The 25,087-nt window shown below is 70.1% G+C and carries 23 protein-coding genes and 4 pseudogenes; 10 read left to right on the forward strand and 17 right to left on the reverse strand.

Annotation, left to right across the window (positions count from 1 at the left end):
* The first annotated feature begins 71 nt into the window (after nucleotides 1-71).
* The gene (locus Sfulv_RS17835) at nucleotides 72-1,034 is read left to right on the forward strand and encodes a YihY/virulence factor BrkB family protein (RefSeq protein WP_173315226.1); all 963 of its coding nucleotides are present in this window, start codon (nucleotides 72-74) and stop codon (nucleotides 1,032-1,034) included.
* On the opposite strand, the pseudogene Sfulv_RS17840 reads toward Sfulv_RS17835, so the two are convergent.
* Nucleotides 982-2,228: pseudogene (locus Sfulv_RS17840) on the reverse strand (D-alanyl-D-alanine carboxypeptidase family protein). The gene Sfulv_RS17835 and the pseudogene Sfulv_RS17840 overlap by 53 nt on opposite strands.
* A gap of 157 nt (nucleotides 2,229-2,385) precedes the next feature.
* On the opposite strand from Sfulv_RS17840, the gene Sfulv_RS30540 reads away from it, so the two are divergent.
* Together Sfulv_RS30540 and Sfulv_RS17845 are read left to right on the forward strand one after the other, a co-directional pair.
* Complete coding sequence (locus Sfulv_RS30540; protein WP_179764149.1) at nucleotides 2,386-2,631, forward strand: SCO4848 family membrane protein; 246 nt, start codon at nucleotides 2,386-2,388, stop codon at nucleotides 2,629-2,631.
* Between the two features lie 92 nt (nucleotides 2,632-2,723).
* Nucleotides 2,724-4,069: pseudogene (locus Sfulv_RS17845) on the forward strand (metallophosphoesterase).
* 72 nt (nucleotides 4,070-4,141) lie between these two features.
* On the opposite strand, the gene Sfulv_RS17850 reads toward Sfulv_RS17845, so the two are convergent.
* From Sfulv_RS17850 to Sfulv_RS17880, 7 genes are all read right to left on the reverse strand, one after another.
* Nucleotides 4,142-4,894 carry a TetR/AcrR family transcriptional regulator gene (locus tag Sfulv_RS17850; RefSeq protein ID WP_371874682.1) on the reverse strand — a complete coding sequence of 251 codons (753 nt, stop codon included), beginning with the start codon at nucleotides 4,892-4,894 and terminating at the stop codon, nucleotides 4,142-4,144.
* Between the two features lie 261 nt (nucleotides 4,895-5,155).
* On the reverse strand, nucleotides 5,156-5,737 hold the full coding sequence (locus tag Sfulv_RS17855; protein WP_173315229.1) for a hypothetical protein: 582 nt from the start codon (nucleotides 5,735-5,737) through the stop codon (nucleotides 5,156-5,158).
* Between the two features lie 138 nt (nucleotides 5,738-5,875).
* Nucleotides 5,876-6,652 (reverse strand): succinate dehydrogenase iron-sulfur subunit, encoded by a 777-nt coding sequence (locus Sfulv_RS17860; RefSeq protein ID WP_173315232.1) that lies wholly within the window; start codon nucleotides 6,650-6,652, stop codon nucleotides 5,876-5,878.
* The gene (gene sdhA / locus Sfulv_RS17865; protein WP_173315235.1) at nucleotides 6,652-8,412 is read right to left on the reverse strand and encodes a succinate dehydrogenase flavoprotein subunit; all 1,761 of its coding nucleotides are present in this window, start codon (nucleotides 8,410-8,412) and stop codon (nucleotides 6,652-6,654) included. The genes Sfulv_RS17860 and sdhA overlap by 1 nt, the downstream gene beginning before the upstream one ends.
* Nucleotides 8,413-8,441: 29 nt before the next feature.
* Nucleotides 8,442-8,927 carry a succinate dehydrogenase hydrophobic membrane anchor subunit gene (locus tag Sfulv_RS17870; protein WP_173315238.1) on the reverse strand — a complete coding sequence of 162 codons (486 nt, stop codon included), beginning with the start codon at nucleotides 8,925-8,927 and terminating at the stop codon, nucleotides 8,442-8,444.
* A gap of 5 nt (nucleotides 8,928-8,932) precedes the next feature.
* Nucleotides 8,933-9,313: a succinate dehydrogenase, cytochrome b556 subunit gene (gene sdhC / locus Sfulv_RS17875; protein ID WP_173315240.1), complete on the reverse strand. Its 381-nt coding sequence runs from the start codon at nucleotides 9,311-9,313 to the stop codon at nucleotides 8,933-8,935.
* Between the two features lie 166 nt (nucleotides 9,314-9,479).
* Nucleotides 9,480-10,076, reverse strand: a complete 597-nt coding sequence (locus Sfulv_RS17880; RefSeq protein WP_173317959.1) for a 2-oxo-4-hydroxy-4-carboxy-5-ureidoimidazoline decarboxylase — start codon at nucleotides 10,074-10,076, stop codon at nucleotides 9,480-9,482.
* Between the two features lie 315 nt (nucleotides 10,077-10,391).
* Here Sfulv_RS17880 and Sfulv_RS17885 point away from each other — a divergent pair, with 315 nt between their 5' ends.
* Nucleotides 10,392-12,017 (forward strand): beta-N-acetylhexosaminidase, encoded by a 1,626-nt coding sequence (locus Sfulv_RS17885; RefSeq protein WP_173315243.1) that lies wholly within the window; start codon nucleotides 10,392-10,394, stop codon nucleotides 12,015-12,017.
* A gap of 76 nt (nucleotides 12,018-12,093) precedes the next feature.
* Here Sfulv_RS17885 and Sfulv_RS17890 read toward each other — a convergent pair whose 3' ends face one another.
* From Sfulv_RS17890 to Sfulv_RS17900, 3 genes are all read right to left on the reverse strand, one after another.
* Nucleotides 12,094-13,335 carry a peptidoglycan recognition protein family protein gene (locus Sfulv_RS17890; protein WP_256668972.1) on the reverse strand — a complete coding sequence of 414 codons (1,242 nt, stop codon included), beginning with the start codon at nucleotides 13,333-13,335 and terminating at the stop codon, nucleotides 12,094-12,096.
* 301 nt (nucleotides 13,336-13,636) lie between these two features.
* Entirely contained in the window at nucleotides 13,637-13,921 is a 285-nt protein-coding gene (locus tag Sfulv_RS17895) for a DUF397 domain-containing protein (protein WP_173315249.1), read from the reverse strand.
* On the reverse strand, nucleotides 13,902-14,756 hold the full coding sequence (locus Sfulv_RS17900; RefSeq protein ID WP_173315252.1) for a helix-turn-helix domain-containing protein: 855 nt from the start codon (nucleotides 14,754-14,756) through the stop codon (nucleotides 13,902-13,904). The genes Sfulv_RS17895 and Sfulv_RS17900 overlap by 20 nt, the downstream gene beginning before the upstream one ends.
* Before the next feature lie 187 nt (nucleotides 14,757-14,943).
* Here Sfulv_RS17900 and Sfulv_RS17905 point away from each other — a divergent pair, with 187 nt between their 5' ends.
* The 3 genes from Sfulv_RS17905 (at nucleotide 14,944) to Sfulv_RS17915 (ending at nucleotide 16,185) form a co-directional block, all read left to right on the forward strand.
* A complete protein-coding gene (locus tag Sfulv_RS17905) occupies nucleotides 14,944-15,159 on the forward strand; it encodes a hypothetical protein (protein ID WP_173315255.1) in 216 nt (71 codons plus the stop codon).
* Nucleotides 15,159-15,590: an ATP-binding protein gene (locus Sfulv_RS17910; RefSeq protein ID WP_173315258.1), complete on the forward strand. Its 432-nt coding sequence runs from the start codon at nucleotides 15,159-15,161 to the stop codon at nucleotides 15,588-15,590. The genes Sfulv_RS17905 and Sfulv_RS17910 overlap by 1 nt, the downstream gene beginning before the upstream one ends.
* Nucleotides 15,591-15,657: 67 nt before the next feature.
* Nucleotides 15,658-16,185, forward strand: a complete 528-nt coding sequence (locus Sfulv_RS17915) for a hypothetical protein (protein WP_173315261.1) — start codon at nucleotides 15,658-15,660, stop codon at nucleotides 16,183-16,185.
* 122 nt (nucleotides 16,186-16,307) lie between these two features.
* On the opposite strand, the gene Sfulv_RS17920 is transcribed toward Sfulv_RS17915, so the two are convergent.
* Nucleotides 16,308-19,007 carry an FG-GAP-like repeat-containing protein gene (locus Sfulv_RS17920; RefSeq protein WP_256668973.1) on the reverse strand — a complete coding sequence of 900 codons (2,700 nt, stop codon included), beginning with the start codon at nucleotides 19,005-19,007 and terminating at the stop codon, nucleotides 16,308-16,310.
* 385 nt (nucleotides 19,008-19,392) lie between these two features.
* Here Sfulv_RS17920 and Sfulv_RS17925 point away from each other — a divergent pair, with 385 nt between their 5' ends.
* The 3 genes and pseudogenes from Sfulv_RS17925 (at nucleotide 19,393) to Sfulv_RS17935 (ending at nucleotide 21,470) form a co-directional block, all read left to right on the forward strand.
* Nucleotides 19,393-19,833: a hypothetical protein gene (locus Sfulv_RS17925; protein WP_246353161.1), complete on the forward strand. Its 441-nt coding sequence runs from the start codon at nucleotides 19,393-19,395 to the stop codon at nucleotides 19,831-19,833.
* 133 nt (nucleotides 19,834-19,966) lie between these two features.
* A pseudogene (locus tag Sfulv_RS17930) lies at nucleotides 19,967-20,581 on the forward strand (RNA polymerase sigma factor); the annotation flags it as partial.
* A 241-nt stretch (nucleotides 20,582-20,822) separates the two neighbouring features.
* A complete protein-coding gene (locus Sfulv_RS17935; RefSeq protein ID WP_173315268.1) occupies nucleotides 20,823-21,470 on the forward strand; it encodes a hypothetical protein in 648 nt (215 codons plus the stop codon).
* A gap of 464 nt (nucleotides 21,471-21,934) precedes the next feature.
* Here the strand turns inward: Sfulv_RS17935 and Sfulv_RS17945 are convergent.
* The 5 genes and pseudogenes from Sfulv_RS17945 to Sfulv_RS17965 all read right to left on the reverse strand — a co-directional run bounded on the left by Sfulv_RS17945 (nucleotide 21,935) and on the right by Sfulv_RS17965 (nucleotide 25,058).
* A pseudogene (locus tag Sfulv_RS17945) lies at nucleotides 21,935-22,441 on the reverse strand (DUF6879 family protein).
* On the reverse strand, nucleotides 22,419-22,673 hold the full coding sequence (locus tag Sfulv_RS17950) for a hypothetical protein (protein WP_371874683.1): 255 nt from the start codon (nucleotides 22,671-22,673) through the stop codon (nucleotides 22,419-22,421). The pseudogene Sfulv_RS17945 and the gene Sfulv_RS17950 overlap by 23 nt, the downstream one beginning before the upstream one ends.
* 104 nt (nucleotides 22,674-22,777) lie before the next feature.
* Complete coding sequence (locus Sfulv_RS17955) at nucleotides 22,778-23,014, reverse strand: hypothetical protein (protein WP_173315274.1); 237 nt, start codon at nucleotides 23,012-23,014, stop codon at nucleotides 22,778-22,780.
* Nucleotides 23,011-23,643: a DUF4276 family protein gene (locus tag Sfulv_RS17960; protein WP_173315277.1), complete on the reverse strand. Its 633-nt coding sequence runs from the start codon at nucleotides 23,641-23,643 to the stop codon at nucleotides 23,011-23,013. The genes Sfulv_RS17955 and Sfulv_RS17960 overlap by 4 nt, the downstream gene beginning before the upstream one ends.
* On the reverse strand, nucleotides 23,640-25,058 hold the full coding sequence (locus Sfulv_RS17965; RefSeq protein ID WP_173315280.1) for an AAA family ATPase: 1,419 nt from the start codon (nucleotides 25,056-25,058) through the stop codon (nucleotides 23,640-23,642). The genes Sfulv_RS17960 and Sfulv_RS17965 overlap by 4 nt, the downstream gene beginning before the upstream one ends.
* Nucleotides 25,059-25,087: the final 29 nt, after the last annotated feature.

Below are 25,087 nucleotides of genomic sequence, written 5' to 3' on the forward strand. Positions count from 1 at the left end.
AAGTGGGGGCTTTCGCCGGTTCCCGGAGGGTGACGTCCGGTTTTCGGCGCCCCGAGGGGTACGCGTAGGCAATGGACTGGCTGAGAAACCTCCCCGTCGTCGGGCCGCTCGTCTCCCGCCTGATGCTGACGCACGCCTATCGCTCGTACGAGACGCTGGACCGCGCCCACTGGTCCCGGCTCGCCGCCGCGATCACCTTCATCAGCTTCCTCGCGCTCTTCCCCCTGATCGCGGTCGGCGCGGCGATCGGTGCGGCGCTGCTCTCCCCCGGCCAGCTGAAGAAGATCGAGGACAAGCTCTCCGAGCAGGTCCCGGGCATCTCCGACCAGCTCGGCATCGACAACCTGGTGGCCCACGCGGGCGCGGTCGGCCTGGTCGCCGGTGCGCTGCTGCTCTTCACCGGCATCGGCTGGATCGGCTCGATGCGGGACTGCCTGCGCGCGGTCTGGGGCATCGACGACGCCGACGAGGGCAATCCGGTCCTGCGCAAGCTGAAGGACGCCGGAGTTCTGGTCGGGCTGGGCGGCGCGGCTCTGCTGACCTTCGCCGTCTCCGCGATCGGCTCCACGGCGGTCGGCTGGACCGCCGACCTGCTGGGCATCCCGCGTGACGGCTGGGGCGGGGTGCTGCTGCAGATCGCCGCCCTCGTGGTGTCGGTGCTCGCCGGCTTCCTGCTGCTGCTCTACCTGCTGACGCTGCTTCCGGGAGTGCAGCCGCCCCGGCGCCGGCTGGTGGTCGCGGGCCTGATCGGCGCGATCGGCTTCGAGCTGCTCAAGACACTGCTCGGCAGCTATATCAGGGACGTGGCGGGCAAGAGCATGTACGGCGCATTCGGTGTGCCGGTCGCCCTGCTCCTGTGGATCAACCTCAGCTCGAAACTCCTGCTCTTCTGCGCCGCCTGGACGGCGACGCGGAGCGGGAAACAGGCCGGGGAGACGGACGAGGTGGCGGGCGAAGGGGCGACGGACGCCGGGCGGGACGTCAGCGGCGGGGCAGACGCCGGACCAGGTCGGGCAGCGGCCAGCGCCGGTTGACCAGGAAGAACGAGGCGGACAGGGCGAGCAGCAGCCCGCCCATGATCGCCAGGGCGATTCCGGCCCCGCCGGAGCCGCCCTCCCCGGCGCCCCTCCTCCCGTCCGCCCCCAGCACATCGGTGCCACTGGCCGGCTGGGCACCCTTGCCCGCCCCGGTCTCCACCGACCTCGGGGGACCAGCTCGCCGACCGGGGTCACCTTCCCACTCGCGGCGAAGCCCCAGTCCAGGAGGCTCGCCGCCTCCCTGTAGACGGCGTGGCTCTCCTCGGCCGAGGGGTTCATGACCGTGACGAGCAGCACCCTGCCGTCGCGTTCGGCGACGCCGGTGAAGGTGTTGCCCGCGTGGGTCGTGTAGCCGTTCTTGACGCCCGCGATGCCCCGGTACGGATCGACACCGATGTCACCGGTCATGAGCCGGTTGGTGTTCTGGATCTCGAAGTTCTCGCGCTTCTTCCCCTTCTTCTTCTCACCGGGGAACATGGCGCTGGCCGTCGCGGCGTACTCCCGGAAGTCCGGCTTCTGGAGCCCGCTGCGGGCGAAGAGCGTGAGGTCGTACGCGCTGGAGACCTGCTGCGGGGCGTCGTAACCGTCGGGTGAGACCACCGTCGTGTCGAGGGCCTGCAACTCCTCGGCGTGCTCCTGCATGGCGGCGACCGTCTTGGGAATCCCGCCGAACATCGACGACAGCACGTGCACCGAGTCGTTGCCCGAGCGCAGGAACACTCCCAGCCACAGGTCGTGCACCGAGTAGGTGTGGCCCTCCTTGAGGCCCACCAGGCTGCTTCCCTCACCCACGTCGGAGAGCTCGGGCTGCGTCACCTTGTGCGTCCTGGTCGTCGGCAGCAGCTCCGGCCGGGTCAGGAGCGTGTCCGCGAAGAGCATTTTCAGCGTCGAGGCGGGCGGCAGCCGCCAGTGCGAGTTGTGCGCGGCGAGTACCTGGCCGTTCTCCGCGTCGGCGACGATCCACGACCGGCCGGTGAGCCCCTTGGGCAGGACGGGGGCGCCCGGCCCCAGCTGCGCCTGGGTGCCGATCCGTCCCAGCTGTTCCCCGCCGACCTGCGACATCGGCTGGGTGGGCTGCGGCGGTTTGCCGTCGGTCCCGTCCTTGTCGGCCGCCCCGGCGGGGCTGAGGGCGACCACGGAGAGCAGCGCGGTGGTGGTGACCGTCCATACGATCTTCTTCAGTGCAGGCACGGTCGGAAACGTACAGGGCGAAGTTCTGGATGGGGACACCGATGCGCTGACCCGCCGGGCGTACCGCCGGGACAGCCCACCCGGGGCCCCGGCGGGCCCTGCGGCACGGTCCCCACCCCGGGCGGGCCGTCCGGCGGGCGGAGGCGATACTGAATCCATGAAGCTCAGCCGCTCCGTCTCCTGGTTCCTGCTCGCCTTCGGGGTGTGGAGCTGGTTCATCTGGGTCACTTTCGCCAGGAATCTGTGGAAGGACGGCAGCGGGCTCGCGTTCGACGACGCGGGCGACCCGACGACGTACTTCTGGGTACATCTGCTGCTCGCCGTCACGTCGTTTCTTCTGGGGACGGCTGTCGGTGTGATCGGGTTCCGTGGCGTCAGGGCTTCGCGCGCGGAGCGCACCTGACGGGCGGGGGTGTTCTGGGCCGGATGACGAGTGGCGAGCCGGGGCCGAGCAGGCGCCGGCCGACGTAGGGGTGGGGGAGCAGAAAAGTGGTCGTGGTCTTCGTTCTGGTGGCCGTCGCGGTGGTGGCGTTGCTCGCGGGCGTGCACCGCTATGTGTGGCGGCGCCTCGTCGGTGACACGACGGCGCCGGGCAGCGCCCTGCGCGGGGCGGGCACGGTGGCGGCCTTCGTCCTGCCGTCGCTGTCCTTCGGCGCGATGGTCTCCGGCCGCGCGGGCGCCCCCTTCTGGCTCCAGCAGGTGCTGGCGTGGCCGGGCTTCCTGTGGCTCGCGGTGCTCATGTACCTGACGCTCGCCCTGCTGGCAGGCGAGGCGGTACGGCCCGTCCTGCGCCGGGTGCTGGACCGCCGGGACCGGGCGGCGGCCGAGCGGCGTACACGGTCCGGGGAGGGTGCGGGTACGCAGGCGGGCACCGAGCCGCTTACCGGCGCCAGGAACCGCAACGGCGCGCTGGTCCCCTCGGGCGCCCCCGCCCGCGCGCCACAGGCGCCCGAGCCGGACGGGGCCGCGGAGCCCCAGCCCTGGCGACGCACAGCCGCCGCCTCGTCCCTCGCGCTGCCCTCGCGGCGGCTGTTCGTCGCCAGGGCTGTCGGCGGCGCGGCGGCTGTGGCGGGGCTCGGGACCGTGGGATACGGCACCTACGGTGTCCTGCGCGGCCCGCGGGTCAGGCGGGTCACCGTCCCCTCGCCAAGCTGCCCCGCTCGGCGCACGGCTACCGCATCGCCGTCGTCAGCGACGTCCACCTCGGGCCCATCCTCGGGCGCGCGCACACCCGGCGGATCGTCGACACGGTCAACCGGACGCGGCCGGATCTGATCGCCGTCGTCGGAGACCTCGTCGACGGTTCCGTGGCCGACCTCGGCACCGCGGCCGAGCCCCTGGCCGGGCTCCGGGCGCCAGACGGCAGCTACTTCGTCACCGGGAACCACGAGTACTTCTCCGGCGCCGCCCAGTGGATCGACCACGTGCGGGAGCTGGGTCTGCGCCCGCTGGAGAACGCCCGGGTCGAGCTCGGCGGCTTCGATCTCGCCGGGGTCAACGACATCGCGGGGGAGAGCGAGGGCCAGGGCCCCGACTTCGTACGCGCGCTCGGTGACCGGGACCGCGGCCGTGCCTCCGTGCTCCTCGCCCACCAGCCCGTCGTCATCCACGACGCGGTCGAACACGGCGTGGACCTCCAGCTCTCCGGGCACACCCACGGCGGGCAGCTCTGGCCGGGCAACCTCCTCGCCGGTCTCGCCAATCCGACGGTCGCCGGTCTCGAACGCTACGGCGACACCCAGCTCTACGTCTCGCGCGGCGCCGGGGCCTGGGGTCCTCCCGTGCGGGTGGGCGCGGAGTCCGACATCACGGTGGTGGAGCTCGCTTCCCGGCAGGCGTGACGGCCGCCTGTGGGAACTCGGCCGGCTCTGCCCGGGCCCGTGCGGCCGGCTTCCGGAACGTCCCTGTACGCCCTAGGACCGCTTGCGGGCCGTGGCCGTCTCCGCCATGCCCGGAAGGAAATCCTTGAACAACTCGTGCACCTCGTGGACCAGGGGGCGCAGCACCCGGAACCGGGCCAGTGCCACGCCCCGGTTGGTGAGGCGGGCGCCGCGGGCCGCCAGGCGGCGGCTGCGCTCGCGTTCCGGTGAGCGGTCGAAGACCCAGTAGAGGACGAGCCCCATCTGGGACAGCCACATCAGCTCGGGGAGGATGTCCTCCAGTTCCGCGGGGATCTTCGCCTTCGACCCGGTCAGTACCTCGCGGTGGAGCGCGATGGCCGCCTCGCGGGCGGGCTGGGACTCGGCGGAGAAGGGGCTGAGCGGGCTCTCCGGGTCGGCGGCGTTCTTGAAGAACTGGGCGGCGAACTCGTGGTAGGGCGCCGCGATGTCCAGCCAGGCCGTCAGCACCCCGGCGAGCCGGGTCTCCAGGTCCGTCTCCTTGTCCAGGACCGCCCGGGCCGCCGCTCCGTGCTCGGCGCCGATCCGGTCGTAGAAGCCCTGGACGAGGTGTTCCTTGCCGGCGAAGTAGTAGTAGGCGTTGCCGACGGAGACCCCGGCCTCCTTGGCGATGGCCCGCATCGTCGTCTTGTCGTAGCCGCGTTCCTGGAAGAGCCGGAGAGCTGTCTGGAGGATGAGGGTGCGGGTCTGTTCACTCTTCTGGGCCTTGGCCGGCCTGGTCTCCGCCCCGCCCCGCTCGTCCGTCTCATCTCGTTCGTCGCTCGCCACGGCCCCAAGGCTAGCCGCCAGCCCCGTCGCCCCGGACCGGGACCTCGCGGCCTCCGCCGTCGCCCTGGCGAGGGGCGGCCCAGGGGCCCTGAGGGGTGGGCCCGGCCCCGCCCTGCGGCGGTACGGGCGGGGTCTGCCGGCGCTCCGTCAGGAGAGGAGGCGCCGTGCCGGGGCGGCGCGCGGGCGCACGACGAGAAGTCCCGGCCCCCTCGGCGTGGTGGCCGGGAACCGGGACTGAGCTGGAACGGAGGCGGCCTCGGCTCAGGCGCTCATGGCGCGGGCCGAGTTGAGCTGGGCCATGACCATCAGGAAGGTCTCCGGGCCCGTCGCGGGGATCACCGTCGCGTGGTGCCTGCCGCCGCTGGTGACCGTGACCTGGATGAAGCCGGTGGTCTTCCTCTCCTTCATCAGGAGGAAGAGCAGGCCGATCAGACAGAGCAGGGCGAAGACGATCGCGAGCACGATCGCGACGGTCGGGATCTTCTCCTCCGTGCGGGACATGTCGGTGGCCGTCCACACCGCGCCCTTGAGGGGCATGGTCCCGGACGGCGTCACGATCGAGTCGCTCATGACGGTGATGTCGCCGAACGCCATCACCGGCACCCCGCCCCGCACCCCCATCGGCTGCGGAAGGTACTGGCCGTGACCGGCCGCCGGGTAGCCGTAGCCGGGTCCGGGCTGCGCCGCGTCGTCCGGCAGGGGCTGCGGGTAGCCGTACCCGGGAGCGCCGCCCGACTGATAGCCGTACCCCTGCCCGTCCGGCATGGTGGGCGGGTTGCCCGGCTGGTGCTGCGGCGGCCCCCATGTGTACGAGTCGTCCGCGTACGGATTCGGATCGCTCACAGCAGTCCCCGTTCTGTTTTCGTCACAAGCTCCGCACGACCGTACCGCCCGCATGCGGGCGGGCGCAGCAGGAGACCCCGTTCTCCACCGGTACGCGGCGGACAACGGGGCCCCTGGGTACTGCGTGGACCAGTGGGATCAGAAGCGACGCGTGATCAGCGCGCGCTTCACTTCCTGGATGGCCTTGGTGACCTCGATGCCTCGCGGGCAGGCGTCCGTGCAGTTGAACGTCGTGCGGCAACGCCACACACCGTCACGGTCGTTGAGGATCTCCAGGCGCTGCTCGCCGCCCTCGTCACGCGAGTCGAAGATGAAGCGGTGCGCGTTGACGATCGCCGCCGGGCCGAAGTACTGCCCGTCGTTCCAGAACACCGGGCACGAGGACGTGCACGCGGCGCACAGGATGCACTTGGTGGTGTCGTCGAAGCGCTCGCGGTCCTCGGCGGACTGCAGGCGCTCGCGGGTCGGCTCGTTCCCCTTGGTGATGAGGAAGGGCATGACGTCGCGGTACGCCTGGAAGAACGGGTCCATGTCGACCACGAGGTCCTTGAGGACCGTGAGGCCCTTTATGGCCTCGACCGTGATCGGCTTCTCCGGGCTCAGGTCCTTGATCAGCGTCTTGCAGGCGAGCCTGTTCTTGCCGTTGATCCGCATCGCGTCGGAGCCGCAGATCCCGTGCGCGCAGGACCGGCGGAAGGTGAGGGTGCCGTCCACCTCCCACTTGATCTTGTGAAGGGCGTCGAGGACACGCTCCTTCGGGTCGATCGAGATCTGGAAGTCCTGCCACTGGGCGTCTTCCGAGACCTCCGGGTTGAAGCGGCGGATTCGGAAGGTGGCCGTGATGTACGGGGAGTCGGCGAAGCCGGCCTCGGGCTCGGGAGCCTTGCCGGACTTCTCCAGGGTGGGGGTAGCCATCAGTACTTACGCTCCATCGGCTGGTAGCGGGTCTGGACGACCGGCTTGTAGTCGAGCCGGATCGACTCGGTGCCGTCGTCGGCGACCTCGCGGTACGCCATGGTGTGGCGCATGAAGTTGACGTCGTCGCGGTTCGGGTAGTCCTCGCGGTAGTGACCGCCGCGGGACTCCTTGCGGGCCAGCGCGGACGTCGCCATGACCTCGGCCAGGTCGAGCAGGTTGCCCAGCTCGATGGCCTCCAGGAGGTCGGTGTTGAACCGCTTGCCCTTGTCCTGGATGGACACGTCCAGGTAGCGCTTGCGCAGCTCGGCGATCTTGTCGACGGCCGTCTTGATCGTCTGCTCGGTGCGGAACACCATCACGTTGGCGTCCATGCACTCCTGGAGCTCCAGGCGCAGCGTCGCGACGCGCTCGCCGCCCGTGGAGTTGCGCAGGCGCTCGACCTGGTCGACGACGAGCTGCGCCGGGTTCTCCGGAAGGTCGACGTAGTCGTTCTTCGCGGAGTACTCGGCGGCGGCGATGCCCGACCGCTTGCCGAAGACGTTGATGTCCAGCAGCGAGTTGGTGCCGAGCCGGTTGGCGCCGTGCACGGACACGCACGCGACCTCACCGGCGGCGTACAGCCCGGGGACGACCGTGGTGTTGTCCGCGAGGACCTCACCCCGGACGTTGGTCGGGATGCCGCCCATGGCGTAGTGCGCGGTCGGCTGGATCGGGATCGGGTCCGTGTAGGGCTCGATGCCGAGGTACGTGCGCGCGAACTCCGTGATGTCCGGGAGCTTCGCGTCCAGCTGCTCCGGCGGGAGGTGCGTGAGGTCGAGGTAGACGTGGTCGCCCTCGGGACCGCAGCCGCGGCCCTCACGGATCTCCGTGTAGATGGAGCGGGACACGACGTCACGGGACGCGAGGTCCTTCATGACGGGCGCGTACTTCTCCATGAAGCGCTCGCCGTCCTTGTTGCGGAGGATGCCGCCCTCACCGCGGGCGCCCTCCGTCAGCAGGATGCCCATGCGCCAGATGCCCGTCGGGTGGAACTGGAAGAACTCCATGTCCTCCAGCGGCAGACCGCGGCGGTACGCGGCGGCCTGGCCGTCACCGGTCAGGGTGTGTGCGTTCGACGTCACCTTGAAGAACTTGCCGGTGCCGCCGGAGGCGAAGATGATCGCCTTCGCCTGGAAGACGTGGATCTCGCCGGTGGCCAGCTCGTACGCCACGACGCCGGCCGACTTCCGCACTCCGGTCTCGGGGTCCTCCTGGAGCAGGAGGTCCAGGACGTAGAACTCGTTGAAGAACTCCACGCCCTCCTTGACGCAGTTCTGGTACAGCGTCTGGAGGATCATGTGGCCGGTGCGGTCCGAGGCGTAGCAGGACCGGCGGACCGGGGCCTCGCCGTGGTTACGGCTGTGACCGCCGAAGCGGCGCTGGTCGATCCTGCCCTCGGGCGTGCGGTTGAACGGCAGGCCCATCTTCTCCAGGTCGAGGACGGAGTCGATGGCCTCCTTCGCCAGGATCTCGGCGGCGTCCTGGTCGACCAGGTAGTCGCCGCCCTTGATCGTGTCGAAGGTGTGCCACTCCCAGTTGTCCTCCTCCACGTTGGCGAGCGCGGCGGCCATGCCGCCCTGCGCCGCGCCCGTGTGGGAGCGGGTGGGGTAGAGCTTCGTCAGCACGGCGGTGCGGCTGCGCTTGGTCGACTCGATGGCCGCGCGCATGCCGGCGCCGCCGGCGCCGACGATGACGGTGTCGTACTTGTGGATCTGCATGGTTTCCTCTGGTCCCTCTGTCCCGGCGCCTAGCGGATGTTCGGGTCGAAGGTGAAGATCACCAGCGTGCCCAGCAGGACGGTGAACACCGTGGCGGTGTACAGGAGCATCTTCAGCCAGAAACGGGTGTTGTCCCGTTCGGCGTAGTCGTTGATGACCGTACGGAGGCCGTTGGCGCCGTGCAGCATGGCGAGCCACAGCATGGTGAGGTCCCAGACCTGCCAGAACGGCGAGGCCCAGCGGCCCGCCACGAAGGCGAAGCCGATCTTGGACACGCCGCCGTCCAGCACGAGCTGGATCAGCAGGTGGCCGATGACCAGGACGACCAGCACGATGCCCGACAGGCGCATGAAGAGCCAGGCGTACATCTCGAAGTTGGTGCCCGAGCCCTTGGGCGTCTTGCCGGTGCGCTTGCGCGGCGGCTCGATCACCGGGGCCGGATGGTCGGCGTCATAGCGGCGCGGGGGCTCGACGCCCTCGACCTCGCCGATCGCGGAAGTGCTCTCGGTGGACATTGGCATCAGCTCCCGAAGACTTCGCGTACGGCGTGACCGAGGACGGGATACAGCGCCCCGACCATCAGCACGGCCCAGATGCCCAGCACGGTCCAGAGCATCTGCTTCTGGAAGCGCGGGCCCTTGGCCCAGAAGTCCACGGCAACGATGCGGAGACCGTTCAGCGCGTGGAAGAGAATGGCGGCCACGAGGCCGTATTCGAGGAGCGCGACAAGCGGCGTCTTGTACGTGGCCACGACTTCGTCGTATGCCTCGGGCGAGACGCGGACAAGAGCGGTGTCCAGGACGTGTACGAACAGGAAGAAGAAAATGAGGACACCGGTGACTCGATGAGCCACCCATGACCACATGCCTTCCCGGCCGCGGTACAGCGTTCCAGCCGGCACGGAAGAACCCTCCGGGAGCGGGGATTGGGGTCGGCCGGCTTGACTGTCGGTCTGACCCGGCCGGGTACGGTCCTCCGGCCCCGGCCATCGTAGCGACGCTTTGTCGGTTCGTTCGCCCCGGGGCCTCCGGTGTGATCAAAATGGCAACCAAACAGGCACGGACGGGCTAGAGCATCCCAAAGGGAACACCCGGATACGGGCCCTTCGCCGGCCCCGCGTCCGCCACCAGCTCGATGATGCGCTCCCGGGCCAGCCGCCGCATCTCGTCGGCCGTCACAGCCCGCTCCTCGTCCGGGTCGTGGGCCAGTCTTGCCCTGATCCCGGCGAGCACCTGGTCCACCTGCTGGGAGGGCCGGTGGGCGTCCAGGCTGATCACGAAGACATGGCCGAACCGGCTCTCGTACGCGGCGTGGGCGGCCCGGAGCGCGAGGTGGGCGGCGCGCGGCGCGTCGTGGTGGAGGCAGGGCGCGGTCTCCCCGGCGAGCGCCTCGGCGATATCCGTGGGAGACAGGTCGTAGCTCGCCTCGTCGGAGGCGGCGAGCAGGGCGTCGAGATCCGGGTACGGGCGGTGGGCGGCCAGCCGCAGGGCCCAGCGGTGGCTGCCGCAGCACTCCAGAAGGGCGGCCTCGGCCTCCGGGCGCGGTGCGGTGTTGAAGCGGGCGAGGCCCGCGGCGTGGTCGCCCGCCGGTGCGGGCGCCGGTGCGGGGCCCCGGCTCCGGACCGGCGGGGCCGCCCGCCCGGCCTGCCGCGGTCGCCTCGGCAGGCCGGTGTGGGACTCGCTGGACCTGGACAGCGTGGACTCCTCGGACGGACGACATCTGTGCCCCTGGAAGAGGGGACGGAGGGCAACGAGGTTGCACGGGTGAAGGAAGAGAAGAAGGTGAAGGGAGAGGCGGATGTGCCGTCACGCTAGCGAGGGAGGGCAGGGGCCGTCCGAAGTACGCGGGAAAATCACCCGGACGGGCAAGTTTCGGACCACTGACGTACGGCTTCTGGACACCCGGGGAGCGCTCGCGAAAAAGAGCCGCCGTTTTACCCTCACATATGACCTGATGTCCCCTATTTGGAGGTTTGTTCGATGTCGTCCTCGCGCGGTGCTCTTCTGACCGGTGCGGCTGTCACGACCGCCGCCGCCGTCGCCCTCACCGTCGCCGTCTGGCCTGAGGAGTCCGACGACGCGCGCAGAGGCGGTGGCGCGGCCTCTCCGGCCCGCGCCACCGCCACCGCCTCGCCCTCCCCTTCGCGCAGGTACCCGCTCTCCTCGGAGCCCCGCACCATCCCCGCCGTACGCGAGCACGAGGCCGCGCGCGGGCCGGGCTGGCGGCCCGGCAGCGGCAGCACGGTCGTCATAGCCGACGGCAGCGACGCGCTCGCGGACGAGGCGCAACTGCTCGCCAGGGAGCTGAAGATCCGCTACCGGGGCGAGGCCGCCGCCCGCGCGGGCGATGTCGAGCTGGCCCTCGCCACGGCGGGCCGGGGCGACCCGGAGTCGTACACCCTGAAGACCGGCGGCGGGCGCGTCACGATCAGCGGACCCGGCCAGGCGGGGGTCTTCTACGGGACCCGCACCCTGAAACAGGCGCTGCGCACCGGCGGGGTCGTGCCCGAGGGGGAGATACGCGACCGGCCCGACCGCCCCCAGCGCGGCCTCAACCTCGACATAGCCCGCAAGCACTTCACGGCGGGCTGGATAGAGGACCGGCTGCGGGAGATGGCCGACCTCAAGCTCAACCAGCTCGGCCTGCACTTCTCCGACGACCAGGCGTTCCGCATCGAGTCGGACTCGCACCCCGAGGTGGTGTCCGAGCAGCACCTCACCAAGGACGAGGTCCGCCGGATTCTGGCGCTCGCCGCCGACCTGCACATCACGGTCGTCCCCGAGATCGACTCCCCGGGACACCTGGGTGCCGTGATGCGCGCGCACCCCGACCTCCAGCTCCGCAACACCCAGGGCGTGGCCCGGCAGGGCGCCATCGACATCTCCAAGCCCGCATCGGCGCGCATCGTCGACGACCTGCTGCGCGAGTACGCCGGACTGTTCCCCGGGAACTGGTTCCACGTCGGGGCGGACGAGTACCAGGCGCTCACGGTGAGCAGCCCGCAGACCTCCTATCCGCGTCTGGCCGCCGCCGCCCGCCAGAAGTACGGCGAGGGCGCCACCATCCAGGACCTCGCGGAGGGCTGGCTCAACGACCGCGCCGCGGTGGTCCGCGAGGCGGACAAGACGCCCAAGGCGTGGAACGACGGCTTCTTCGCGGGCGGGGAGGTCACCGCCGACAAGGGCATCGAGGTCGAGTACTGGACCGGCAAGGAGATCGGGGCGCGCCCGCCCCTGGAGTACCTGGCCGAGGGCCGCAAGGTCGTGAACCTCAACGACGAGTTCCTCTACTACGTACTCGGCGAGCCGAACCAGTTCACGTACCCGACGGGCCGCCGCATCTACGAGCAGTGGACGCCGCTGGTGCTGCGCGGCACGGAGGCGGTGCCGGAGAAGTACTCCGGCCAGATCCTCGGCGGCCGGTTCGCGGTCTGGTGCGACCTCGCGAACTCCCAGACCCAGGACCAGGTCGCGGCCGGAATCCACCGGCCGCTCCAGGCGACGGCCCAGAAGTTGTGGGACCCGCGCGAACCGGAGCTGAGCTGGGCGCAGTTCCAGGAGCTGGCCACGGAGGTCGACGCCGAGCAGGCCGGCGGGACGGGCTGAACCGCGATGACATGGGCCGTGTTCGGACACCGGCCGCCTCCCGCGTTCGTGCGGGAAGCGGCCGGCCAGGGTCAGATCAGTTCGCGGCGTACACCGAGTCGCCCGCCGTGCGGCGGATCTCCGGCAGTTCCGAGTAGAGCGCGGCCCCCGGGCAGAGGGTGGCGTAGCCGTCACGGTGGCCCGAGACGGTGTGGAGCGTGGCCCGGTCGCCGGTCTTGTAGACGCCGGTGTCACCCGCGGCGGTGAGTGTCACCTGCGCTTGCGGGTCGACGCCGTGCAGGCCGAGCTTCCAGGCGGAGACATCGGCGATCGCCTGCTTGGCCGCGGCAGTCGGCGTACCTCCGTTCTCGTAGTCACCGAGGAGGGAGACACCGGCGGAGTAGCCGTTGAACCCGTAGGTGTGGGCTCCTCGCACGGGCTTGTCGGTACCGCCCGCGCGGCCCTCGAACACCGTCCCGCACTTGTCGACGAAGAAGTTGTAACCGGTGTCGCTCCAGCCGTTCGACTTCACGTGGTAGGTGAGGATCGCCCGGATGATCGCGGGTGACTCGGCGCACTCGTAGCTGTTCGTGCCGGCCGTGTGGTGGACGAAGACCGCGTCGACCTTGGCCAGGTAGGAGGGCGGTTCCGTCACGAGCGACTCGTCGGCGCCCCATTCGGCCCGGCTGACGATCTGCGGTGCGGCCGGAGTGGTCGGACCCGTCGACACCGAAGGGTCGGGCGTCGGGCTCTCCGACGCCGTGGGCCGCGGGTCCGGGACGCTGCTCGGTTCGCCGGACGGGTCCGTCGTCGGCTTCTCGCTCTTGGACATGGCCGACAACTGCCCGTCGCCCTCTACGTTCCCCTTGCCCTGTCCCTTGACCGTCCCCGGATCGATCATGTCGATCCGCAGGGCCTTCGGTACGGCGGTCTCCTCGCCGTCAGCCAGGACGCGGGCCTCGATGGCGTCCGATGGCCCGACCCACAGCGGCTCGGAGGCACCACGGACGCCGGAGTCCCTGCCCTCCGCCGACTCCGGTGCCCGGATGTCGAAGTCGAGGTCACTCCACTCCGTCCACGTGCCGTCGTCCGCGTCGCGGGTCCGTATCTGCGCGGTCCCCTCGAAGGCGTCGGCGCTGTCGTCCCAGGAGACGCCGACGAGTGAGAACGACTGCGTCTCCGTGCGGGGAAGGGACCTCTTCTTGTGGTCCTTGCCGTCCAGCGCGAGCGTATGAGCCTGCGCGGGACGGGAGTTGCCGATGGGGTCCATGTTCTCGGAGTCCCCGGTCGCGGCCACGGCCGTCACTCCGGTGGAGCCGATGACGACGGCTCCCGCCACCAGCCAGATCGTGCGTGTCGTGTTCCTTGCCCGCCGTGCGCGGGTGCCTCTCGGACTCATGCTCATCCCTCGTCGCCCCGGCTTTCGGTGAATTGGTTCAGTCGAACCGGGCGGTTATACACCACGGGCAACACGCGATGCGAGCGAATGAACGAACAGGGTGAAACCGGCCCGTAGGAGGGCCGGTTGCCCCGGGTGCCCGAACCTTCACAAGGTGATTGCGGGCGGGCGTTCTTCTCGACGGGTGCGTGGGCAATGAGGGAAATGCGCGGCGGCGGGGAAGGGCGGCTGACCGGTTCGGCTACGCCGTGCCCTTGAGGAGCGTGACGAAGGACGTCCACGCGGGGGCCGTGACCGTGAGGACCGGGCCGTCAGGGACCTTGGAGTCGCGGACGGGGACGATGCCGACGAGGCCGTCGGCGACCTCGACGCAGTCCCCGCCGTCACCGTTGCTGTGGCTGCTCTTGCGCCAGCGGGCGGCGCCGGGGAATGCCTCGGCGACCTCCACGCAGTCTCCGCCGCTGCCGTTGCTGTAGCTGCTCTTGCGCCAGACGGCCATGCTCAAGTCATTCCCGTTGCTTGCCATTTCGATCATCCTCAGCAGCTTCCTCGATCAGGGCGAGGGACGCCTCCGGCGGCAGTGCGGCGGCCCTGAGTTGATCGTACGACCTGCGGTACTCCTTCACGAGGGCCGGTTCGTCGATGGTGTCCCCGCTGTGCAGCGCCTCCGTGTAGACGAGGGGTGGGGCGTCGGGGAATGTCATGATCTTGGCCGTGCCGAGCATGAAGGGGTGCGGCCCGCAGTTCCACGGAAGGATCTGTGGAACGATCCGGCGGCGTCGGGCCAGTGCCGCAATTCGCTCCAGTTGTTCGGCTGCGTGTTCCGGGGGAAGGACTGGCTGGCGCAGTAGCGACTCGGACAGGATCGCCCAATACATCGGGGTCCTGTGGTCGTCCTCGAACAGACGGGCCCTCTCCAGCCGGGCGCCGACCTTCTCGTCCACTTCCTCGTCCGGTGCCAGCGGGTGCGTCGCCCGCACCACCGCCCGCGCGTACGCGTCCGTCTGCAACAGTCCGGGAATCAGGGTCGGGCACCACTCCTCAATGCTGTCCGCGTGCTTCTCAGCCTCCAGGACCCGCTCGAAGTAGTCGGCGTGGCCTCGCCTCTTCGCGTTCCGTACGTCCTCGCAGCGACGCGCGAAGAAACCGTCCGTGCCGAGCACCCGGTCGACGTGCTCGGCCAGTTCCGCCGGCATGCGGCGCTCGCCGCGTTCGATCTCGCTGAGGTGGCTCTGCCCGTAGAAGCTGCCCTTGACCAGCTGCTGGAGGGTCAGCCCCGCCTGCTCCCGTTTCCAGCGCAACTCCGCGCCGTAGAAGGTCGGCACGCTTGCCGATCCGTCGATGTCCTTGCGCTGCCCCATCGCTCACCACCGTTGCCACTCGTTTCCCACATGTCCCGTCAGGGCCCGGCGATTCCCGTGCCGACGTCGACTTCCGTCGACGAAGGCGCACTTCACGGCCGGGAGCCCGAACCCCTTTCACGGTAGTTCCAGCCGCGTCAGTCTGTGAGGCATTCGTCACAGGGCGCACTGGAAGGTGTGACCCCTCATGAACGACCTCCCCCACGACGGCAGGGAAGCCCAGCAGGTGATGGACGAGCTGCGGGCCGCCCTCGCCGCCCACGGCATCGTGCTGCCCTCCCTCGGGGTCGACCTGCCGACCCTCGCCGCCCGCTACCGCACTCCGCCTCTGATCGCGCTGGGCAACTGCAACCTGCCCACCGCCCGCGCGCTGGCCGAAGCCCTGCGCAAGGGAGTCATGTGATGCGGCAACCGCTGGTCCTGAAGCTTCTCGCCACTCCGAAGGCCGTGTCCGACGTGCGCCTGGCCCTGCGTACGTATGTGGGCGGCCCCTGCGCCGATGTGCAGCTGTGTGCGAGTGAGCTGATCACCAACGTCGTACGCCACCTCGGTGACGGCGTGCCGGTGACCGTCCGTCTGTTCGGCACCGACGAAGGCCGTACGCGGCTGGAGGTCACCGACCCCGACCCCCGGGCCCTGCCCTTGCTGTGCCGGGCGGCCGAGGACGACGAGGCCGGTCGCGGCCTCGCGCTGCTCGACGGGCTGGCCCTGCGCTGGGGGGTGGAGCAGGGGGCCGGGACCAAGACGGTGTGGTGCGAGCTGTCGGATGACCTGAATTCGCCGGTCGTCTCCTCAGGTGCCCCTGCGCCAAGCGTTCGTGCGATGCACCAGTGACGATTTTCAGCCACCCGGCGCAGTACGGGGGAAGGGGGATTCCATGCCCCGGACGAGGGAGACGTTGATGAGCTTGCTGGAACAGATCGCCGGGGCCGACGAGCGAGGGCTGGCCACGAGTGCGCTGGCCTGCCTCGAACGCTGTCTGCCGCCCGCCGCCGATGGCGGCGCATCCGAACCGCTCCGCCCGCTCTGGGCGAGCTGCGAGGACGGCCGCGACTGGGGCGACCGGCTGGAAGCGGCCCGTGCGGCGATGGCTGGCGTGGACGAGACGGCCTCGCCCGTACCGGAGATGCTCGGTGCCGCTCCCTCGGAGTGGGCCGCCGAACCGCTGCGGGCGTGGGCGCGTACCTGCTCGCTGCTCTCGCTGGAGTTCCACCGCCTGTTCGACATGCCCGTCGGCGCGGGGGCGAGCGGGGACGGGCCCCTCGTGGCGGGGGAGCTGCGGCGTCAGAGCGAGATCCTGGAGACCCTCGCGGAGTCCCCGGACCCGGCGGGCGGTGCGAGGGGACTGCTTGGCGCGCTCGAACGGTCGACCGAGGGCCGTCGCGTACTGCGTGCGGTGATATCGCGCCGGGCGCGTGGCCGGGGCTGACGGAAGTGCCGGGGGCGGCCCGTGCCGTACGAAGGCCGGAGCCCCTCGGGTCAGGCCGAGGGGCTCCGGTGTCGGTGGCCGCCCGCGAGGGGCGGACGGACGGGGTGGCGCGGGGCGGACGGCTACGGGGCCAGGACGTTCAGCCCGATCCGGATGCCCTTGGGGGCGCCCAGCTGGTACGTCCCGTAGTACACGCTGCTCGACGGCAGGATGCCCTTGCCGACGATGTTGTCGAGCTGGAGCACCGTGCCGTTGCCGGCGTCCTCGCCGTCCGCACCGAGGGCCATGTCCGCCCGGGTGTCGCCGGTGACGTCGGCCAGTGAGACGGACGAACCGAGCCGGTCGTCGGTCTCCGTGACCCCGGGGATGCCCGCGGTGTCCTGACCGATCACGACGGACCCGGAGCTGGTGGGCCCGGTGGCCGTGCCACGCACCAGGAGCGCGGCCCCGGCGTCGGTACGGGAGGTGCCGGAGCGGGTGGTGTCCTCACCCGGCAGACCGGCGAGGACGTCGGCGTAACCGTCGAGGTCGATGTCGCCCACCGAGACCGACCAGCCCAGGTTGTCCCCGCTCTCCCCGCCGCCGGGCACACCCGAGGTGTCCTGGTGGTACAGCTTGCGGCCGGTCGAGGTGAGACCGGACGCGGAGCCGTACACGACGGTGACGGCGCCGCCCTTGGCGGTGTGGCCGGACTCGCTGTTGTACGGCTGGCCGACCACGAGGTCGGTGGCGCCGTCGCCGTTGACGTCACCCGTGGCGAGCGAGCGTCCGCCGGGCGCGGCGAGCACGCCGACCCGCTGGAGGCCCGTCGCGGAGCCCTTCAGCCACAGCAGCCGGGCCTTGCCGCCCGGATCGCGGAAGCCGAGGGCCACGTCCGTGTAGCCGTCCTTGTTGAAGTCGCCCGTCGCGGAGGTCGGGTAGCCGACCGCGCCGCTGTACGCGGAGGAGCCCAGGTAGCCCGCCTTCGCGTGACCGGACCTGCTGTCCCAGCTCCACCAGCGGCCGGGCTTGCCGGGGGCGACGGAGAAGACGTCGTCCAGGCCGTCGGCGTTGAAATCGCCCGCCGCGACCGCGTAACCGAGCTTGTCGCCGCCCACGCGGTAGGAACTGGTGATCGCGTAACCCTTGCCGGTGGTGAGGGCGGGGCCGTACATCGCGATGACGGTGCCGTTGTCGGACTGCGTGATGTTCTCGCCCGGCGCGCCGGTCACCAGGTCCGCGTGGCCGTCGCCGTTCAGGTCGCCCCAGGCGCTGGAGTAGCCGAAGTAGTCGTAGGACTCGTTGCCGCCGGGCACACCGGGGCTGTTCTGGTCGAGCGTGCGCTTCGTTGCGGCATCGGGGCCGTTCTGGCTGCCCGGCAGCACGGTGACCCGGCCGGCGCCGCCCGTCGCCTTGTGGAGGCCGACGACCAGGTCGCTGATGCCGTCGCGGTTGAAGTCGGCGGTCGGCACGGCCGAGTTGCGGCCCGCTCCGGTGGCGAAGGCTCGGATCGCGGGAAGCTTGGCGTACAGGGTGGGACCGGGGCAGAGCGTGGCGAAGCCGTCGCGGTGACCGGAGATGGTCTTGAGCGTGGCCTGCTGGCCCTTCTTGTACACACCGGTGTCGGCGGCGGCCGTCAGGGTCACCGAGGTGTTCGGGCTCACGCCGTACTGGCCGAGCTTCCACGCGGCCACCCGGGCGGCCGAGTTGAGGGCGGCCGTGGTGGGCTTGCCCTTCTCGAAGTCGCCGAGCAGCGCGATGCCGGTGGAGTAGGAGTTGAAGCCGTAGGTGTGCGCTCCGAGGACGGGCAGGTCGGCGCCGCCCTCACGGCCCTCGAAGATCTGGCCGCACTTGTCGACGAGGAAGTTGTAGCCGATGTCCTTCCAGCCCTCGTAGTCGTCGGCCGTCGTCGCGGTGTCCATGCCACGCGGGGTGACGTGGTAGGCGTAGATGCCCCGGATGAGCGCCGCGGACTCCGCGCAGCTGTAGTCGTTCGAGCCCACCGTGTGGTGGACGAACACGGCCTGGACCTTCTCGATGTACTCGGGGTCGCTGTAGTTCGTCGCGAGCGACCTGTCGGGCCCCCAGCCGGCGCGCAGCGTCATCGCGGGCCGGTTCACCGTGGACGGCGGCGCGGCCGGGACGGTCGGCGTGGGCGAGGGGGTGTCGGTGGGCGTCGCGGTCGGTGTCGCGGTGTCGGTGGGCGTGGGGGTGGCGGTCCCGGTGGCGGTCTCTGTCGGGGTCGCGGTCTCGGTGGCGGTGGCGGTCTCCGTGGCCGTCTCGCCCGGGCCCTCGCCCGGCGTCCCGCTGTCCGCCGGGGTGGGCGTCAGGGTCTCCTCGACGGCGAACGAGGCGTTCTGCGCGTCGGCGCCCGGAGCCGCGGCCTCCCTGGCGGTGAGACCCGGGTCGACCAGGGAGAGTTCGAGACCCTTGGGAAGCCCCTCGGCGGCTGTGCCGCCCGCACCCACGACGCGCGCCTCGACGGCGTCGGACGGCCCGACCCACAGCGGTTCCGACATCCCGGGCAGCTTCGCCTCGTCGTCGTCACGCTCCGCGCCGAGGTGCTGCTCCAGGTGCACCTCGAGCCAGCTGCTCCACTGCCCGGTCTCGCGGCTGCGGGCACGCACCTCCGCCTTGCCGTCGATCGTCGCCCGCGGGTCCGCCCAGACGACGCCGACCATCGAGAAGGGGTCGGTCTCGGTGCGGGGCAGCGCCCGCTCGGAGTCGCCCGAGCCCTTGAGGGTCAGCTCGTGGACCGATGCCTTACGGGCCTTCGCCCCCTGCTCCCCGGGAGCGTCGGGGTTGGCTATGGCGACGGTGACCGCCCCCGCCCCGCCGAGCACGACCGCGCCTATGGTCAGCCAGGCGCGGCGCCTGACACTCAGCGGTCTGTACGCATGTGAACTGCGCGGGCTCAAATGCCCCACCCCTCAGCAGATGTGAATATCCGGAAGTTCAATTCGGCCCCACCCGTCACATGGGCGCCCCGGAGTACCCTGCGATGCCGGGTGCTTAAACGTCACACCAATTTCCCCCGAAGTGACACGCGTCACCATGGCGAACGAAGTCCGCAGACGTTCGAGATGCGGCCAGGGTTGTGCCGCCGGAGGTAATCGCTCCAGTCCGGTGCCGTGAGAACGAACACAGTCCACCTCGCGTGATGTTTCCGCGCCGCTCGTCGCTGGGTCAGTGTCGGCGAACGCCGATGTGGCGAGGGCAGGGGGAATCATGGGTGGGAACGAGCGGGCGGCATTGCCGGGGGCGTCGGCGATGCGCCCCTACACATCGGTGTTCGTCACCCGGCTGACCGAGCGCAACCGGCTGCCCCTGGACTACTCCGTCGCCAGCCTCCGGCTGGTCGATCTCGTCGTGGACGGACTGCGGCGCGACCAGCCCCGGCGGGACCAGGTCGACGGCATCCTGCTGGGCCTCGGGGCGTACACGGGCGAAGTGATCGTCCGAAGGGCCGGTGGGGTGTGGGTGGACTTCGACGCCGGACAACGGGAGCTGTTCCGGCAGACGGTGGGCGTGCGTATGCCGGACGGGCGGGTGTGGAATCCGCTGGGCAAGGTGGTCAACCGTTTCGAGTCCGGGCCCGAGGAGTCGGTGCAGCGGCTGTATCTCCTGCTGCACGGCCGCGCGGCTCAGCGAAACACCGTATGCGGGTAGCCTGTTCGATTCCGCCGCTGTGAATCCTGTGACGTTTCGGTGCCCTTGGGCGCGGAACAGCAGAAGGGTCCCGGCCCCGACCGGAGTACGGGCGCGGCGGTAGGCGCCGGAACAGGCTTTGATTAGGGAAGTGTTGGGCACGGGCGGGGAACAGCGCCGCAGGGAGTGGTACGACGCCGAGCTCGGCGACGCCGTCGAGCGGGCGCAGCAGGGGGACGAGGAAGCGTTCGCGGTCGCGTACCGGCGGGTGCAGCCCGGCCTCCTGGGCTACGTACGCGGGCTGGTGGGCGAGGACGCCGAGGACGTGACCTCCGACGCGTGGCTGGAGATAGCCCGTGATCTCGGGCGGTTCCGCGGCGACGGGGCGGGCTTCCGGGGCTGGACCGCGAGGATCGCGCGCAACCGGGCGCTCGACCACCTCAGGAAGCAGAAGCGGCGGCCCCGCACCACGCTGATCGAACAGGACGTCCTCCAGCTGCCCGGCGGGTACGACACCGCCGTGGCGGCGCTGGAGGCGCTCTCCACGGAAGCGGCACTGGAGATCATCGGCACGCTCCCGCGTGAGCAGGCCGAGGCCGTACTGCTGCGGGTCGTGGTGGGCCTGGACGGTGCCGCGACGGCGCGGGTGCTCGGGAAGCGTCCCGGCGCCGTGCGCACCTCCGCGTACCGCGGACTCAAGAGACTGGCCGAGCAGTTGTCCCCCGACGGGACGGGCGCTGTGACGAACAGGACGCGCCGTACGCTGGGGATCAGGCATGAGAAACGAATCGGAGCGGGGGCCCACGGCCCCGGAGACACCCGAGCTCGCCGCGCTGCTCGCGGCGGCCCGGCGTGCGCAGGCGCCCGCGACGGACGCCGAGCTGCGCGCGACCGCCGCCTTCCGGGCCGCACGGGACGGGGGCGCCCACGCGGTGCGCCCGCCCTGGTGGCGGCGCCGGGACGACTGGCGCCCGGCGTACGGGTGGCGAGGCGTCGGTTCGGTCCGGGTGATGGCCGGCGGGTTGGTGGCCGCGGTGCTGCTGGGCGGCGTCGCGGTGGCCGCGGGCCAGGGCGTGCTGCCGACACCGTTCGGTGACGGTGACGAGAGCCCCGCGCCGGACTCCGTACGGCCTACGCAGGGCGCTCCGGAGACCCCGGGCGTCCACCGGACGGGCGGGAGCGGGCCGTCCCCCGTGGAATCCCCGACGCCGCCCGGCACCCCCACCGCGGCGACGAGCGCGCCGCGCTCCCCGCACCCGCACCCGCTCGCGAGCGAGGACCGGTCGCGGGACGAGGCCGCGCTCTGCCGGGTGTACACCAAGGACCGGGACCACGGGAAGGCGGCCGACGCCGAAGCCTTCGACCGGCTGAGGGCGGCCGCGTCCGACGCGTCGGATGCGGCGGTGACCGCCTACTGCGAGGCACTGCTCGGCCGGCGGGAGCCGGGCCCGCAGGGCAACTCCGGCGAAACGGCCGCCCCGGCCGCCCCGGCCGCCTCGGACGGCCCGGCCGCCTCGCACGGCTCGCACGGGGGCGGGTCCGGAAAGGGCGGGCCGGAACGGCCCGAGGCGCCGGGCGGCCGGGCACCCGGCGGAACCGTCGGCGGCGGCCCGGAGGGAGCCGCGAGCGGAGGCAGGAACGGGGCGGCCGTCCGCTGACCGGCGGCGGGAGGAGAGCCATGGGGGCGGGGCGACAGACCTGAGCAGGTACGGCGTCGATGTCGAGCTTGAAGTGTCCGAGCCCGACCCGGTAACCGACACAGTCACGGTCCCGGGCTCTTCGACAGTCACCGACGACGTGGCGGTCATCGTCGAGGAGCCGCGACCCGGTGAGCGGAGGCCGTGCACGATTACGACGACCGTGACGCACCCGGAGACAGGCGTTGTGAAGTCCGAGAGTACGGCGATCGTGCACGACCCGGACGATGTTCCGCGAGTGGCTGTGAACGAGGTTGGCGATGCGGTTTTGAAGGCCGCCAACCCACGCGGTCCGGGAGGCCGTCGAAGAGTTCGCGGACGCTCTTCCGGCTGCGAGCCGGATGTCGGCCAGTCGCTTTCCGGGCGTTTTGCGGGCTTCCTGGACGCTCGAAGATGGTGATGTCATGTCGATGCGGCTAGAGCTGTCAGATCAGCTCGAACTTCGCGTGCGGAGTCGCCCGTTTCCACACGGCTTCGAAGGCCGAGTCACAGAGCTTCGCCACCTCCGGGTCTTCTGTCAGCTCCTACAGCATGTTCTCGCCCTCGCCGTCGAAGTGGTTGACGAGTACGAGGCTGGAGTCGAACAGCCAGAAGTCGTTGCCCGGAAGCACCAGGCTGGTGGCGTTGCGGCGTGAGAGCCAGCGCACGCTTTCCCCTGCGGCGATGTCGTCCGTCACGTCGTGCTCGAAGCGGATGTACTCGCTGACGGGCGTCGATACGATGCGGGCCCGTCGGACCTCGACGCCCCGCGAGGCCGCTTCCATGACGATCGCGTGCCAGTCAGCCCAGCGCTCGGCAGGGTCGAGGACCACGCCGGCCTTCCAGTCGATGAAGGCCGGGTCGGACTTCATGTAGGCGTCGCGCATTTCCAGGTGGACGGCTGTCCTCTGGCAGTCGCGGAAAAGCTCCTCAAACGTCGGGGTCCGCGTCATTCTTCTTCACCTCCGGGTCGGAGTCCTTGGCGTCCTGCTTCAGCTCCAGGGAGAACTGCACCATGCGCCGAGGGATCTCTACCACCGACTCGTGGCCAGGAATGTCTATCTTCTCGAGACGCTCGGCGTCCTCCACCTTCCACCCTTGGACGAGGTAGCTGTCCTCCTCGAACGTCGGTGACGATCTGTGTGGCTGAGCTTGCCCGTGACTGTGCCGTGGAGCGAGGAACATGCCAGGACTTCGACGATGACCCTGGGCGGACGGGACGAGCTGTCGATCAGACGCATATGGCCCGTGACCTGGCCAAATTCGATCCCTCACCGCCACGCCCTTGCTTAGGTGGCGGCTTCCAGCTCGTCGTACCCGTCGATGTAGCTCCGGCCGTTCAGCCAGGCGGCGAGCTTTCCCACGCCGCGTTCGACGCGGTGCCGCACTGCCCGGTCAGTCACTCCGTCGCGGGCTGCGATCAGGGCGTCCGGCCAGTCGAGGGCGAACCGCAGGAACAGAACCCGGCGCTTCCCCAGTTCCAGCGGGCAGGGCGTACGGGCCCCAGCCGTGCTCGTGTGGGTCATTCGTTGAGGACCTCGAATGCAGCGTCGAGGTCCTCTACGAACGCACGCCACGATGGAAGGCAGGTGACGGGTCCCTCGGGGTCCAGGAGTTCCAACATGCGCAGCCGGTGCTGCGAGAAGCGCTTCTGGAACTGGGCGAGGCGGCGCCCCTTGTACTCGCTCGCCCGCGCGAGCGAATCTTTGAGGAGCTGTTTCGGGTCGGCGATATTCTCCGCCGCCATACCCTGGGGGAGATCAAGGCCGACGCGACCACGAGGGTTCTCGGCGACTTGACGCAGGCACGCTTCGTCGAGGAGGAGCCAGGCTTCCAGCATGCGGACGGGCACAACGGCGACGTGCCGAAGGCCGGGCCACTCGACGTCCACCGCTTTCTCGATCTCGTCTTCGCGGTCCTGGGCAGGACCTCGGTCAGCATCCCGTTGTACCACTGCCAAGTCGTAGCTCCCTCCGAGTGCGCGCGCGGCCCGGAGCTTGTCTGGTACGGAGTGCCCGGTCGGCAGTCGGAGCAGACCGAAGTCGGGGACTGTGACCGAGACGTCGAGTCCCTTACGAACGGCAATCGACTCGATATGTGGGACGAGGCCGTTGTCGCTGCTGCCTTCGCCGATGAACAGGACACGAGCGGTCACGCGGCGTCCCCGCTCAGCGTGAGTTGCGCTCCGACGGGCGTGGTGAGATAGGGAAGGATGTCGGCTTTCGTCACGAAGCTGCCGCTCGTCACTTTATTGGCCCGCCAGGTACCGGCGAGTGGACGCAGGCGCAAGGCGCGGTTCAGAGTGCCATTCTCGCCTCTATGCATTGCAGTGTCGGCGAATAGGAGATCCTCGTTGCCGACGAGTTGTACGACACCTGGTGAATGCGTATTGATCAGCACCTGCCGGAACGGGTTGTCTGCGCCGGGTTCTTCCGACGGATCCACGGCAAGGTCCTGTACCAAGTCGACCATGGCGTTGAGGTTCGCTGGGTGGATGCCGTTCTCGGGTTCTTCCATGCAGACCAGTCCACGTACGGACGAGTCTTCGAGCAGAACGCAAAGTGCCAGAAAGCGCAGGGTGCCTTCGGAGAGGCTGCGCGCAGGCAGCGTCATGCCAGCCACCTCGTGCACGTTGACCGTGAGGAGTTGCCGAACCTCGTCCTGATCGACATCAAGATCACGGACATGGATACCGGTCAGGTCCGAAAGGCGTCCCGCAACCCGGGCGTATACCTGGCTGGGATCCGCTCCGGGAGTGTCGTGGGCCACGCGAAAGAGGGTCGCTGGCAGATGAGAGCCGTCGGCGCCCATCACGTGCGGGTCCACGTATCGGTCGGACCGGCGCAGAGCGGATGGTTCCAGGGCAAGCCGTCGCCAGGACTGCATTTCACGGCGAGCCGAGAGGATGGTCGGGTCGTCGCTGCTGGTGATGGTGGAGACGACTGTCGCTGGCGCCCGGGATGCCGCAGCCGGCTTGGGCTGGCCTCGGCTGCCACCGTCCTGGTGAATCTTGACGATCGACTCTTCGGCTTCGGTGGTCGTCGAGATGAACGGCGCGCCGCTACGGTGCCCCTGGATGACGGTGTCGCGGAACTGCTTCGCACTGTGAGGGAAGCGAAGGTGCTGCGGAGCCTTGCCCTTGGTGATGTGGGCCAGCGTCTCGTGGAGGAGCGTGAGGCGCCCGAAGCGGTCGAGTCCGGACGGCTCCTGATAGCCGACTTCCAGTTCGTACCGCAAGAAGGTGCTGCTGGCCTTCGCGGCCCGGCCGAAGTCGTCCTGCACGTGCAACGGAACGATCATCTCGGCAGCGAACCGCATCCGGTGGTTGCCGGGCTCGAAGCCCTTCCAGAATAGGTCACGCGGGTCACCTTGACGCTCGCCATGTACGCCTCGAACCTCCTGGGCCGCCTCCATCATCGACTGGTCGGCGAGGAGGGAGAGGAACTGGATGGCGTCGAAAACGTTCGACTTGCCGGTGCCGTTCTCCCCTGCGATGCAGGTGAAGGGGCCGAAGTCGATAGACAGGTCCAGTAGGTTCTTGAACCCGTGGACTTCGATGCGTGTCAGCATGCGGCCTCCGGAAGTTCGTCGAGCGGTTC

The sequence above is a fragment of the Streptomyces fulvorobeus genome, from assembly GCF_013167895.1.
Taxonomy (GTDB): Bacteria; Actinomycetota; Actinomycetes; order Streptomycetales; family Streptomycetaceae; genus Streptomyces; species Streptomyces fulvorobeus.